Annotated in this window: 11 protein-coding genes; 2 read left to right on the top strand and 9 right to left on the bottom strand. The window is 61.3% G+C overall.

Going from position 1 to position 13,847, the window contains the following annotated elements; all coding sequences use genetic code 11:
- Nucleotides 1–212: 212 nt before the first annotated feature.
- From M0D69_RS41410 to phnS, 8 genes are all read right to left on the bottom strand, one after another.
- Nucleotides 213–2,669 carry a glycogen/starch/alpha-glucan phosphorylase gene (locus M0D69_RS41410; protein WP_301787587.1) on the bottom strand — a complete coding sequence of 819 codons (2,457 nt, stop codon included), beginning with the start codon at nt 2,667–2,669 and terminating at the stop codon, nt 213–215.
- A gap of 264 nt (nt 2,670–2,933) precedes the next feature.
- The gene (locus M0D69_RS41405; RefSeq protein WP_301787586.1) at nt 2,934–3,494 is read right to left on the bottom strand and encodes a phosphonate degradation HD-domain oxygenase; all 561 of its coding nucleotides are present in this window, start codon (nt 3,492–3,494) and stop codon (nt 2,934–2,936) included.
- 2 nt (nt 3,495–3,496) lie between these two features.
- Nucleotides 3,497–4,951, bottom strand: a complete 1,455-nt coding sequence (gene phnY / locus M0D69_RS41400) for a phosphonoacetaldehyde dehydrogenase (protein ID WP_301787585.1) — start codon at nt 4,949–4,951, stop codon at nt 3,497–3,499.
- Entirely contained in the window at nt 4,948–6,216 is a 1,269-nt protein-coding gene (phnA, locus tag M0D69_RS41395; protein WP_301787584.1) for a phosphonoacetate hydrolase, read from the bottom strand. Before phnA ends, phnY begins: the two co-directional genes overlap by 4 nt.
- A 139-nt stretch (nt 6,217–6,355) precedes the next feature.
- On the bottom strand, nt 6,356–7,195 hold the full coding sequence (gene phnV / locus M0D69_RS41390) for a 2-aminoethylphosphonate ABC transport system, membrane component PhnV (protein WP_301787583.1): 840 nt from the start codon (nt 7,193–7,195) through the stop codon (nt 6,356–6,358).
- A complete protein-coding gene (locus M0D69_RS41385; RefSeq protein ID WP_301787582.1) occupies nt 7,185–8,084 on the bottom strand; it encodes a 2-aminoethylphosphonate ABC transporter permease subunit in 900 nt (299 codons plus the stop codon). The genes phnV and M0D69_RS41385 overlap by 11 nt, the downstream gene beginning before the upstream one ends.
- Nucleotides 8,062–9,150, bottom strand: coding sequence for a 2-aminoethylphosphonate ABC transport system ATP-binding subunit PhnT (phnT, locus tag M0D69_RS41380; RefSeq protein WP_301787581.1), 1,089 nt, complete (start codon nt 9,148–9,150; stop codon nt 8,062–8,064). The genes M0D69_RS41385 and phnT overlap by 23 nt, the downstream gene beginning before the upstream one ends.
- Before the next feature lie 63 nt (nt 9,151–9,213).
- Nucleotides 9,214–10,302, bottom strand: coding sequence for a 2-aminoethylphosphonate ABC transporter substrate-binding protein (gene phnS / locus M0D69_RS41375; protein ID WP_301787580.1), 1,089 nt, complete (start codon nt 10,300–10,302; stop codon nt 9,214–9,216).
- Between the two features lie 307 nt (nt 10,303–10,609).
- Between phnS and M0D69_RS41370 the strand changes: the two genes are divergently transcribed.
- The gene (locus M0D69_RS41370) at nt 10,610–11,725 is read left to right on the top strand and encodes a 2-aminoethylphosphonate--pyruvate transaminase (protein WP_301787579.1); all 1,116 of its coding nucleotides are present in this window, start codon (nt 10,610–10,612) and stop codon (nt 11,723–11,725) included.
- A 22-nt stretch (nt 11,726–11,747) separates the two neighbouring features.
- Here M0D69_RS41370 and M0D69_RS41365 read toward each other — a convergent pair whose 3' ends face one another.
- Entirely contained in the window at nt 11,748–12,503 is a 756-nt protein-coding gene (locus M0D69_RS41365; protein WP_301787578.1) for a DeoR/GlpR family DNA-binding transcription regulator, read from the bottom strand.
- Nucleotides 12,504–12,596: 93 nt separating this feature from the next.
- Here M0D69_RS41365 and M0D69_RS41360 point away from each other — a divergent pair, with 93 nt between their 5' ends.
- Complete coding sequence (locus M0D69_RS41360; RefSeq protein ID WP_301787577.1) at nt 12,597–13,793, top strand: TIGR03364 family FAD-dependent oxidoreductase; 1,197 nt, start codon at nt 12,597–12,599, stop codon at nt 13,791–13,793.
- The last annotated feature ends 54 nt before the right edge of the window (nt 13,794–13,847 follow it).

Genomic DNA, 13,847 nt, shown 5'->3' with positions numbered 1-13,847 from the left:
GGAAAGTCATATCAGAAATGACGTGCCGCCACGCACAGTGGCTAATAGTGATAAAGAGAACATCCAATATATAACGACCGCGGGCCTAAGCAGCAGCAACCCAACACTGACCCCGACCACTAACGCCGAAAGCACCACCCCGGCATAAACCCCGCCCACCCCCGCCAGCAGACCAAAACCAAAACCTGTCCACCGGCGCGAGCGTAACAATCTCAGGATGTCACCGACAGAGGCTCCACATGCCAAATATGCTTCGCATATTCCGCAATCGTCCGGTCTGACGAAAAAATCCCCATCCCCGCGACGTTTTCAATCGCACTGCGCGTCCACGCTTCCTTATCGAGGAATTTCGCATCGACGTCGGCCTGAGCTTTGTCGAAACTCTCAAAGTCCGCCAGCACCATGTAATGGTCGCCCCAATCCACCAGCGTATGAAAGATGTCATAGAACCGATGCGGCTGGTCCGGCGAAAAATGCCCAAGCCGGATCTGGTCAAGCGCCAGCTTCAACTCGGGATTCCCCTCGTAGATATGACGCGGCCTGTATCCAGTAGCCCGCAGCGCGTCAATCTCTTCAGTCGAGTGCCCAAAGATAAACATGTTCTCGCGGCCAACGGCATCGCAGATCTCAATGTTCGCGCCATCCAGCGTGCCAATAGTCAACGCCCCGTTCAACGCAAGCTTCATGTTGCCCGTGCCCGACGCTTCGGTACCCGCCATGGAAATCTGCTGCGATAAATCCGCCGCCGGAATGATCAGCTCGGCCACGCTCACGCCATAGTTCGGAATGAAACCGACCTTCAGCCGATCGCCAATCAACGGGTCGTTATTCACCTTCTCCGCCACGTCGTTGATCAGCTTGATGATCGTCTTGGCCATCTTGTAAGCCGACGCCGCCTTGCCGGCGAACATCACCACGCGCGGTGTCCAAGCCTTTTCCGGCTGCTCGCGAATCCGGTTGTAACGCACGATCACATGCAGGATGTTGAGCAACTGGCGCTTGTATTCGTGAATACGCTTGACCTGCAAATCGAACAGCGCATTCGGGTCGATGATCGCCCCCGTCTCCAATTTCGCACGCGCGGCGAGCCGCACCTTGCTGGCAAACTTTGCATCGTGGAAGGCTTTGCTGAACTCGGGATCGTCGCGCCATTCACGCAAGCGCCCCAGCTCGAACAAGTCGGTACGCCAGCGCGGCCCAAGCCTCTCGTCGATGAGCGAAGACAACTTCGGACTCGCCTGCGACAACCATCGGCGCGGTGTAATGCCGTTCGTCACATTCGTAAAACGATCCGGGTACATGCGCGCGAAATCGGCAAAGATATTTTGCGTCATCAACTGCGAATGCAGCTTCGACACGCCGTTCACAGTGTGGCTTGCAACAATCGCCAGATGCGCCATGCGCACACGCCGCTGACCATACTCGTCCACAAGCGAAATACGGCGAATCAGATCGACGTCACGGCCGAACTTCTCACCCACCTGCTTGAGGAAATCCGCGTTGATGTCGAAGATGATTTCAAGGTGGCGCGGCAACAGTCGCGACAGCATTTCCACATCCCACGTTTCCAGCGCCTCGGGCATCAGCGTGTGGTTTGTGTACGAGAACATCTGCTGCACGAGTTTCCACGCCTTGTCCCAGGGCAGATGATGCGTATCGACCAGCAAACGCATGAGCTCAGGGATGGCGAGCACCGGATGGGTGTCGTTCAGATGCACCGCCACCTTCTCCGCCAGCCGCCCGAAATGCGTGTGCGTACGCTGATAACGGCGAATCAGGTCCTGCATCGTCGCAGAAACGAAGAAGTATTCCTGGCGCAAACGCAGTTCGCGGCCGGCTTGCGTGGAGTCATCCGGATACAGCAGGCGCGATACGTGTTCCGAGGTGTTCTTCGCTTCCACCGAGCGGCGATAATCGCCCTGGTTGAATGCGGACAGGTCAAATTCGTCGGTCGCGCGCGCCGACCAGAGCCGCAGCGTATTGGTCGCGGTCGTGGCAAAACCGGGGATCACCGTGTCGTACGCCATGGCGTTCACGTGTTCCGTATCGATCCATTCGGTCCGGTCGCCGTGACGTACGGTACTCCCGCCAAAATGAATCACGTAGTTCACTTCGGGGCGGGGAAACTCCCACGGATTGCCCGCGCGCAGCCAGTAGTCAGGCGTTTCGACCTGGTTGCCGTCCACGATGGTCTGCCGGAACATGCCGTATTCGTAGCGGATTCCGTAGCCAAAACCGGGAATGCCTACGGTCGCCATGGAGTCGAGAAAACACGCCGCAAGGCGGCCAAGGCCGCCATTGCCGAGGGCCGCATCCGGCTCCAGGTTCTCGAGCGTATTTAGGTCTATGCCGAGGCCGGCGAGCGCGTCGCGGACTTCGTCGTGAATGCCGAGCGCAAGCAGTGCGTTGGTAAAGGTCCTGCCGATCAGGAATTCCATCGACAAGTAATAGACGCGCTTCACATCCTGCTCGTACTGCTGGCGCGTGGTTTTCATCCAGCGCGCGACGAGCCGGTCGCGCACCGCGAGTTCCGCGGCATGGAGCCAGTCGCGCGGCTGCGCGGTCACGGCATCCTTGCCGACTCCGTACATGAGACGGTTGGAAATGGAGCGCCTGAGCGCATCGACGGTGCTGTTGAGCTGTTCGAACTCCAGGTCGACGGATGTCATCGAACTCTCCAGAAATGCATCGCTGCACAACGCGCCAGCTGCAAGCCGCGTTCTGTCAAGCGGGACGGGGCCGGGGGAATAGGCAGGTTACGCTATTTTTATTTTTTTGGTAATGACCCTGGGCAGCCGTGGAATTGGCGCGACATCCGCCGGTGGCCCGCCCTTTTGTCGCATTTCCGTCATCGGAAAAAACCCGGCCGCGCTCTGGGCCGGGCATTTTATTATTTCGGCTTCCTGATGGTATTCCGTTTCAAAAACGGGTTATTACACCGTCCGATGACTTTCCGAGAGCCTTTCGATTAGCTGAATATAGTGGTCCAGCGCGGGCGTGACCCGCTCCGGACGCTTGGCCAGATCGTCCCAGCGGCGCAACGAAAGCGCATCCTGTGCGAAGGGTTTGCGCATGAAGTCATCCACTTCCTCCGTACTGAAAATGCCGCCCTGCAATTTCAGGCTGCGGACCGAATCCGCGGATAGTGTCGAGAAATAAGCGGCGTCGACCGCGCATAAACAGCGCTTCGCGTCCACGTGCAGGCGGATCGGCTCGAGCACGGCATCGCTGAAAAGCGGACGCAGGAAAGGCAGCGCGAAATACTGGTGCAGATCGTCGATGCCCCGCTCGCTCGGCGTCTCGCCCTGGAGATTCAGCAAGTGTCCCAGATCGTGCAAGAGCGCCGCGCCGACGAGCGTTTCGTCAGCGCCGGCTTCCTCAGCCAGCGCTGCCGTCTGCAAGGCGTGTTGCAGTTGCGTAACCGGTTCGCCGCTGTAAGCAATGGCGCCGTAAGTATCGAAGAGATGCCGGATGTCGGTGAGTGTCAGCGCCATATTTATTCCCAGGGCAGCGAAAAGGTCTTGAGGCTCGTGAAGCTTTTCATCGCTTCCTGCACGCCTTCCTTGTAACCGAGCCCCGAGTCCTTGATGCCGCCGAAGGGCGTCAGCTCGATGCGAAAACCCGGCACTTCCCAAATATTGACCGTGCCCACGCGCAGCTCGTTCACGAAGCGCGTGATCAGGTCCGCCCGATCTGTACATACACCGGACGACAAGCCGAATACCGTGCCGTTGCTGATACGAATGGCGTCGTCGATGGTGTCGAATTCGATGATCGGAGAAACCGGCCCGAAGGTTTCCTCGCGCACCAGCGTCATGGCTGGATCGACGCGATCGAGCACCGTGGGCGAATACAACGCGCCGTGGCGGTGATTACCGCAGAGCAACCGCGCGCCTTTGAACACCGCATCGTTCACGCGTGCCTCGAACAGTTCGGCGGCAGCCGCGTCGATCACAGTGCCCATTTGGTTCGCCGGATCGAACGGATCGCCATGACGCCAGGCGAGCGTTCTTTCCACCACGAGTTCCGTGAAACGCGCAGCGACGCCCTTTTGCACCAGCATCCGTTTAACCGCCGTGCAACGTTGCCCGGAATTCTTGTACGAACCTTGCACGGCAAGGGTTGCCGCGCGTTCCAGATCGGCGTCGTCGAGCACGATCAGCGGGTCGTTGCCGCCCAGCTCAAGCACCACGCGCCGATAACCCGCCTTCCCCGCGATCGCCTTGCCAATCGCCACGCCGCCGGTAAAAGTGACAAGTTCGGCGTGCCGGTGGGTGACGAGTTCCTCGGCGATCTCGTGCGGATCGCCGGTCAGGACCTGCAACATGGGCGCGGGCAAACCCGCTTCGTAGAGCAGGTCGGCGAAATAATAAGCCGATAGCGGCACCCTCTCCGACGGCTTCAGGATCACGCGATTATTCGTCGCGATAGCCGGCGCAATCTTGTGCGCGACCTGGTTCATCGGATGATTGAACGGCGTGATGGCGACGATCACGCCGGCCAGCGGTTCGCGCTGGGAGAACACACGGCGAGCCTTGCCGTGCGGGGTGAGATCGCAGGAAAAGCTCTGGCCGTCGTCGCGCAACGCTTCCATCGAAGCGAACTTGAGCACGTCGGCTACGCGGCCGATTTCATAGCGCGAGTCCTGCTTCGACAAACCCGATTCAAGCGAAATAAGATCCGACGCTTCCTCCGTCCGCTCGCGCAGCAACGCCGCCGCGCGCTCGAGAATCTGCGAGCGTTCATAACGCGTGAGCGTCGCCCGGTAATTCGCCGCGTACTCGAACGCGGCGCGCACGTCGTCCACGCTGGCCATCGGCACGGTGCCTACGCGAGTGTTCGTGTAAGGATCGAAAACGTCGATAGTGCGTGCACGCGCTACGCGCTCGCCCTTCAGGCGCAGCTTTTCCTCCCGTAGCGCGTGCTGCTCGACCGCGAGAACGGCGTTCATGATTCGAGCACCAGATGGTTCAGTGCGATGTTGAAGACATCGAAGTTGCGCAGGCGTTTTCCCTTGAGCTGAGACTCGAAACCGTCGGTCGCGCGATTGAACAGCAAGGGCACTTCCTGCTCGGACACGCCGCCGTGCGAGCGCAGCGGCACAGTCAATCCCGACAGGTCATGCTCCGCGCGCCGGGTGCCGAGGACCGTGTTCCGGCCGCTCACCACCACGAGGTCGCCCACGCGATCGTTCGGCAACTCGAAGCGCTCGCAGGCGGCCGCGTTGTCGAGCACGATCTCCACGCCCGGCAGTTCGGCAATGCGTGCCGCCAGCGCTTTTGCATCGACGGAAGGCGGCAGGTAGATCGTCGCGAACGAGCCGAGCGCACCGTGATGGACAACGTAAGGATCGGTGATCGGCAAGATCACGCGCGCATTCGGCGCGTCGAGCGTTTCGTCGAGCCAGTCTTGCAGATACACCACGTTCGGCTCGCCGGTCGCGGCGTCGTGCTTCGCGTTCATGCCGTGGTCGGCCGTCAGACCGATCACCGCGCCGAGTGCGTTCAGGCGCGCGAGGTAGCCGTCCATCATCGCGTAGAACGCGTTCGCGCCGTCCGTGCCGGGCGCGCATTTGTGCTGCACGTAGTCAGTGGTCGAGAGGTACATGAGGTCGAGCTTGCGAGTCTCGGCGAGCCGTACCCCGGCCGCGAACACGAACTCCGAAAGTCCCGCGCTATACACGTCCGGCACCGGTTTGCCGACCAGGTCCAGCACGTCTTCAATACCGTTCTCCGCGAGCGTCACCGCGCCCGCTTTCTCGGCCGAGAAACAGATGCCGTCGAGTTGCCAGCCGAGCAAACGGCGCAGCTTGTCCTTGGCCGTCACCACCGCCACCTTCTCGCCGCGTTGCGCGGCCGCCGCCAGGATCGTGCCGGCGCGCAGGTAGGCCGGGTCGTTCATCATGACTTCCGCGCCCTTGCCGCCGTTCGCTTGCGGGTCGAAGAAATAGTTGCCGCAAATGCCGTGCACCGAAGGCGGCACGCCGGTCACAATCGACAAGTTGTTCGGGTTGGTGAACGACGGAATCACACAGTCGGCGCGAAACGCCGAGCCGCTCCGCAGCATCGTGCCGATAAATGGCGCAACCCTCGCCGCGACAGCCGCTTCCAGATAGTCGTATTCGCAGCCGTCGACGCAGACGACGACCGTCAGCGCGCGCGCCGGACCATAAGCACGGCCGTTAACTTCCATGAACGTTTCGGTGGACGTGGACATGAGGTTCCTTTCCGTGATGAACCAGCGTTTTGTCTAACAACGCGATTTCCATATTTTGATGCACAACGCCAATATTTGCCACATTAATCCGCGCGAGACGATATCCCAGGAAATGGGATACTGGCAAAACCGTTCCGAATCAGGCCATTCGCCGCCGTGGCACTTTCGCCGCGATGAGCAGCAGTGCAGCGAGTGAGACGGCCAGCAAGATCAGCGAAAGCGCCGACGCCGGCAAGTAATAACCACGGTTCACCTGACCGACCACGACGATCGGCACGGTGGCAAAACCCGGTGGATAGACGGTCAACGTCGCGCCCAGTTCGCCCAGTGATAAAGCGAAGCCCAGCGCAAGACTTGCGCGGATGGCGGGCACGAGTTGCGGCAAGACCACGCGCGAGAGCACCATCGAGGGCGGTGCGCCGAGACTTGCAGCCGCTTCGCGCAAGATCGTGAGTTCGGGGCGCAACGCGGCGGCGGCGCACCGGTAACAAAAGGGCAATACAAGCGCGAGCTGCACCAGCACCACGATTGCCGCCGACCCGGAAATATCCAGCGGTTTCTTGTGGTACGCGATCAGCACGGACAGCCCGAGCACGACGCTTGGCACGCCATTGGGCATCATCGCGATGGTGTCGACCCACGCGCCCACGCCGCGGCGGTCGCGACCTTCCAACACCAGCGCAAGCCAGAGGCCAAGCATGGTGCCCAGCACGGCGACGCCGAAGCCGACTTCCAGGCTCGTGGTCAATGCGTCGAAGTCGCTGGAGCCTAGGCGTTCGAACCAGCGCATACTGAAGCCATCGGGGAAGATGGTTCCTGACCAGTGCGACGCGACGCTCGAGAGCGCCACCACGATCACCGGCAGCACGAAGAGCCAGAAGCACAGCAACGCGGCAAAACCCGTGAATACCCAAGCACCGATCCGCCTCAGCGAATGCGGCTTCGACGTGGTCACGGGCAGCGTGAAATCAGTTGCCATTGCGGCCTCCCGTGCGTCGGTTGACTCGTCTGTACAGTGCGTACAGCGAGAGCGACATTGCCAGCATCACGACAGCGCCGGCAGCCGCGGTCTGCAAGTCAAGATCGACTGTCGCCGAACTATAGATGGCCATCGGCAAGGTGATCAGATGCGCACTGCCGAGCACCAGCAGAATGCCGAACTCATTGAGCGTGAGAAGGAAACACAGGATGGTGCCCGCTGCAATGCCCGGCCACGCGAGTGGCAGGATGACCTTGAACGCGACCATCGGACCATTAGCGCCGAGGCTCTTGGCAGCTTCGATCAGGCGCATGTCGAGCGTGGCGAACGACGCAAGTGTCGGCCGCACGACGAACGGCGCATAGAACACGACTTCCGCGAGAATCACGCCGCCGATACCGAATAAAAAGTTAAGCGGCGGGTCCGGCAGGCTAAACAGCCGCTGCAAGCCGATGCTCACCGAACCTTGCGAGCCATACAAAAAGATTAATGTGAACGCGACGAGAAACGACGGAAACGCGACGAACAACTCAAGGAAACGCGTAACGAGTTTCGCACCGGGGAACGGCTTGAAAAACAGCATGGACGCGAGCAGCACGCCAAGTACTGACGCGAGTGTCGCGCTCGCAAACAGGATGCCGAGCGTCGTGCCGATCACGCCGCTTGTCTCGGGATTGGTGAAGAACGCGATGTACGGATGAAGGCTTAAACCGTGTGCGCCAGTCACGCTGAGCGTCAGGAGCTGCACCAGCGGATAGATGACCAGAGGCCCGAGCACGACAACGAGAATGAACCACAAATGCCACTGTGCGAGCCGTTCGCGCCGCCGCTTCGCAGCGGTATGCGCGACGTCGTCGACTACGTGTTCACTCGCTGATAAGAACGACATCGTCAACCTCATGGCGGAGGGAAACACGCGCGCCCTTCTCGGGCATCGGGCCGTGGGCACGTTGCATAGTGACCAGCACGGGTTGATCGGGCAGCGCGTCGAGCATCACCGATACAGACAAAGCCGCGCCGTACCACTCCACCGAAGCGATAGTGCCGTGCAGTTGCGCCGCGCCGAGCGGCACAATCGAGAGACACTCGGGGCGCACGCATGCGACCCGGTCACGCTCGTCGTGACGCGCATCGCCGATGGGGAACATGATGGACGGCGGCAACAGATTCGCCGCGCCGAGATAACGTGCGACGAACGCGTCCTTCGGGTTGTCGTAGAGTTCGCGCGGCGTGCCGAGTTGCGCAATGCGGCCGTCGCGCATCAGCAACGTGCGGTCGGAGAGTACGAGCGCGTCGTCCTGATCATGCGTGACGCATACGATCGTCAGGTTCGGCAAACGTTCATGCAAGGCCTTGAGTTCGGTACGAACTGAGGCGCGCAGGTTGGCATCGAGTGCCGACAGCGGCTCGTCCAGCAGCAGCACATCCGGCTCGATCACCAGCGCCCTCGCCAACGCCACGCGCTGCTGCATGCCGCCCGACAACTGCGCGGGCATCACATGCCCGGAGTCCCCGAGTTGCACGAGCTTGAGTGCATCGGCTACGCGCCTGGCGATCTCCCCTGCTTTCAAACGCCGCGCCCGCAACCCGAACGCGACGTTGTCGAACACCGACAGATGCGGAAACAGCGCATAACTTTGAAACAGCAAGCCGAGATTGCGCTTGAATGGCGGCACGTGCGTGAGATCACGCCCTGCCACCGTCAACGTCCCCGCCAGCCCGTCGGCTTCAATGAAGCCCGCGATAAACCGCAGCAACGTGGTCTTGCCACAACCGCTGCGGCCGAGCACGGTCAGCAGCTCCCCACGCTCGATAGTCAGCGACAGATCGTCGAGCACAGTGCGTGTGCCGAAGCGCACGCTCAGGCGGTCGATACGCACGCCGCCTTGCGTCTGCTGATTCGACTCCACGGCAGCGGCGTCGTGAGTGGCCGGAGCCAGCGTCAAAGTGTTCACGGTTCGCATCCTTGAGAGCTTGGGGAAGACAACGCGGGCTCGAAGGCTAAGGCAAACACATGCTTAGGACTTCGGTTTGACGACGTCGACCTGCTTGCCCGAGTTGCCGATCACGTCGTTTTTCCAGCGCGTGGTCCATGCAGCCTTCTTCTCCATCACCTGGTTCCAGTCCACCGGAATCAGCTTCACGCCCGCGATGGCCTGCTTGACCACCTCGCCATTCTTACCCGCGAGCGGTACGTCGGTACGGCCCGGAATGCCGTAGATATCCGGCACCTTCGACTGCACTTCCTTCGACATCAGGTAGTCCACCAGCTTCTTGCCTTCGTCCTGGTTCGGGCCGCCCTTGATCAGGCCGATTGCGTAGGGCAACTGGAACGTGGACGGTGCTTCGCCAGCCTTGGCCGAGAGGAAGATCGGCTTGAGCGAGAGGCCACCGTTGGTGGCGTCGTCCAGATCCATCTGCAGGTCGCCGTTGGCGAACGCGATCTCGTTACGCGAGAGCAGGACGTCGAGATACCCCGTGCCCTTGGTGTGGAATTTTTCGCTCTTTTCCAGCTCTTTCAGGTAGTCGAACGCCTTGTCTTCGCCCATCAGCGCGCTTGTCAGGATGATCACGGCCATGCCGTCGCCGGCGGTGGCGGGATTCGAATAGGCAACTTTGCCGCTGAAGTCGGGGTGCAGCAGGTCGCCGAAGGTCTTCGGAGCGGTCTTCGTGATTTCGGGGTTGATCGCGAACGAGAAATAGTTGTTCACGAAGGTCGCCCAGGCGCCGTCCGGCGCTTTGGCGATTGCCGGCACGTTCTTGTAGTTGACGCTCTCATACGGCTGCAGCAAGCCGCTTTGCGACGCCTGCTGAATGAATGGCGGCAGCGTGACGAGCACGTCCGCCTTCGGCGAATCCTTCTCTACCGTCGCGCGATTCACCACTTCCCCGCTACCTGCCGTGACGATATTGACCTTCACGCCTTCCTTCTTTTCGAAGGCCGGCAATACGTCCTTGTACAGGTTTTCCAGACCGTCGGCGGTGTACAGGACGACCGCATCGGCAGCAAAAACCGGCACCGTCACAACACTCGTGAAAGCGGCCACGGCGAGCGCCGGCAAGACGCGCTGTGCGAAACGGGAAACGGGAAAGTGATTTTTTGTCATGGTGCTAGTTCTCCGGGGAAAGCGGATACAACCAGGTGGCGTGAAGGTAGACGCACGTTTTTTTAAGCATCGGCTGCGTCCGATGCGTCCGATGATTCATTGGCGCGGCGTTCGGAAATTTCAGTCCGCCAGCAGCCCGAACGAAGAATCACAGAACTTCATGACAGCGACATGACGATGCCACATTTTTCCAACAAAAGACACATTTCGCCAAAATTCCGCTTAGACTATTTCATGTCTGCCGAGCGACGCGAAAGTCGGACGCGAACGTCGGAGCGGCACTTGAAGAATTCGAATGGAGGAAAACGTGATCAACGGAAGTGACCCGATTTTGCTGACCCCTGGCCCGCTGACGACATCGCCTGCCACGCGTCAGGCCATGCTGCGCGACTGGGGATCCTGGGACGCGGCTTTCAACCGGATGACAAGCGAGATTTGCTGCGATTTGCTTGCGATCGTGTCCGGTCAAAAAGATTTTGTGTGCGTACCCATGCAAGGCAGCGGCACGTTTTCCGTGGAAGCCGCGCTGGGTTCGCTCGTGCCGCGCGATGCCGTGGTGCTGGTGCCGAACAACGGCGCGTACTGCACACGTTTGCTGAAAATCCTGGAGCGGCTGGGCGTGGCCTCGGTCGAGCTCAAGTTCCGCGATGACGAGCCGGCCAGCGTCGCACGGATCGAAGAAATGTTTCGACGCGAGCCGCGTATCACGCACGTGGCGCAGGTGCATCTGGAGACGAGCGCGGGTTTGCTAAACCCGCTCGACGACATTGCAGCGCTGTGCAAACAACATGGCAAAAGCCTGATCGTCGACGCGATGAGTTCGTTCGGCGCATTGCCTATCGATGTATCGAAGGGCGGGATCGATGCGGTGATTTCCGCGAGCGGCAAGTGTCTCGAGGGCGTGCCCGGGATGGGATTCGTGATCGTGCGACGCACGTTACTGGAAGCGTCGGCGGGCATCTCGCGGTCGCTCGCGCTCGATCTGTACGATCAATACGCCTACATGGTGAAGACCGCGCAATGGCGCTTCACGCCGCCTACGCATGTGGTCGCCGCGTTGCGCGCGGCGCTCGATCAGTTCATCGCGGAAGGAGGCCTGCCGGCGCGTGGTGCGCGTTATCGCGGCAATTGCGCGGCGTTGATAGAAGGCATGGCGGCGCTTGGTTTCAAGCCGTTTCTCGATGCCGCGGTGCAGGCGCCGGTGATCGTCACGTTCGATGCGCCGCGCGATCCGGCCTACGATTTCAAGCGTTTTTATGAAGCCGTCCGCGATGCGGGTTATGTGCTCTATCCGGGCAAGCTGACGGAAGTGGAGACGTTCCGCGTGGGTTGTATCGGGGCAATCGATGCCAACGAAATGCATAACGCGGTAGCTGCAATCGGGCGGGCGCTAAGCACGCTGCAAGTGCGTCTTGCAGCGTGACGGCAGCGTGGCGCCCCGGCACTCAGGCGATCACCAGCTCCGGGCCGCGTGCGGCGATGGCGCGGCGCATCGCCTTGTCGGGCGCGACTTCGGTAATCAGATAACGCGCTTTATCGAAGTCGCGGATACGCACGGGCGTGACGTTGCCGAACTTCGAGTTGTCCGCGACGACAACCGCCGCGCTCGCCGCCAGGATCATGCGGCTGCGCACCTCGGCAGCCAGGCGCGAGTAGTCGGTCAGGAACCCGTCCGGCGTGATCGCGCCCGCGCCGACGAACGCGAAGTCCACGTGATATTGCGAGAGTTGCTGCACGGTATCGAGGCCGAACACGGCGTCTTCGTTGTCCGAGAGCTCGCCGCCGAACAGCGTGACCTTGTTGTCGTTGTGGCGGCCGAGCAGCAGCGCGATGCGCCAGTCGTTGGTGTAGACCATCAACCGGTGCCGGTCGCCGAGTGCTCGGGCGACGGCTTGCGTCGTGCTGCCCGAGTCGATGATCACCGACGCGCCGTCGGGCACGAGTTGCGCGGCACGCTCGCCGATCGCGCGCTTGGCCACGGCGTTCGCCGCTTCGCGCACGTCGAGGTCCGGTTCTCGGCGATCGTTGGACAACGCACCGCCGTGGGTGGTCGCGATCAGGCCGCGTTCGGCGAGTGCGTTGAGGTCGCGCCGGATTGTCTCGCGCGACACGTCGAGCGCGCGCACGAGTTCGGCGACCGACAACGCGCCGTTCTTCGACAACTCCGACAGGATGTATTGATGACGTTGTTCGGCGAGCATCGAGTGCGGCCGGGCATGCCGGCAATGAATGATTGAGCGAACGGATAAACACGGGACCGCGCGTATTGTAGTACGTGAAAGGCCGCTAAACGGATGACCATGACAACGACACGCACTCCCCTTCATACCGATGTCGCGATTATCGGCGCGGGCATTCTCGGGCTGGCGCATGCCTACGCGTTCGCAAAACGCGGCTTGCGCGTGACCGTATTCGAGCGCAGCGGCGCGCCCGTCGGCGCGTCGATCCGCAATTTCGGCATGGTGCTGGTGACTGGCCAGCCGCCGGGCGCGATGCACGCGCTCGCGCAGGCATCGCGGGAAATATGGCTCGGCTGGGCAGCCGGCGCGGCTTTGCATGTGCGGCGTTCCGGCTCGCTGATGTTCGCCCGCAGTGAAGCTGAGGCGCGGGTGATCGAGTCGTTTGCGGCAACGCGTGCGGAGGCGTCGGGCTACGACGCCGCGTTGCTTTCACGCGCGGCGCTCGACGATCTCTACGATGGCCGCTTCCGGAAACATCGCGCGGCGCTGCATGGGCGAGCCGATCTGCAGGTGTTTTCTCGGGAGGCGGTGCCGGCGCTCATCGACTATTTGCGGCGTGTGTTCAACGTGGAGTTTCGCTTCGGGACGTTGGTGCGGGATGTCGATGGCGGGCGGGTTGAAACGACTGCCGGAGTGTGGCGAGCGGAACATGTGGTGGTGTGCGCGGGACACGATTATCTGTCTCTGCTTGCGCCGCAGCTCGCTGCGCTGGAACCGCGTGTGTGCCGCTTGCAGATGCTGCGTGTGCGCCCGGTCACGCCTTTTGCGCTCGATCACGCCGTGCTGACCGGTCTGAGCTGCCTGCATTACGGCGCGTTCTCGGACCTGCCGGAGGCCGCTGCGCTGCATGCAGAAGTAGCCGCGCAAGAACCAGCGCTGCTTGAGCATGGCATTCATTTGCTGGCGAGCCCGACGCCTGACGGCGGTCTGATTGTCGGTGACTCGCATGACTACGATGACGATCCGACGCCGTTCAATGCGCATGCCATCGATGAGATTCTGCTTGGTCTTGCGGAGAGTACACTTGGTAGTGCGTTGCGGGTCATCGAACGTTGGCAAGGGGTTTATGGTGCGCGCACCGGGACTTCAGGGGCGCCATTTTCCGTGCTGCGAGCCGGGCCGAACGTGACGGGTGTGTACATGCATAGCGGAGTGGGCATGAGCATCGGGCCGGCGTTGGGGGAACAGGTCGTGGGTCATTTGCTTGATGGTGCGGGTGGTCGGGGGGGATGCCGGGTTGGTGCTGCTTAGGCCTGCGGTCGTTATATGTTGGATGTTTTCTTTATCACTGTTAGCCACTGTGCG

Source organism: Caballeronia sp. SEWSISQ10-4 2 (genome assembly GCF_030464885.1).
Lineage (GTDB): Bacteria > Pseudomonadota > Gammaproteobacteria > Burkholderiales > Burkholderiaceae > Caballeronia.
This window is presented reverse-complemented; position numbering and strand designations above follow the sequence as displayed.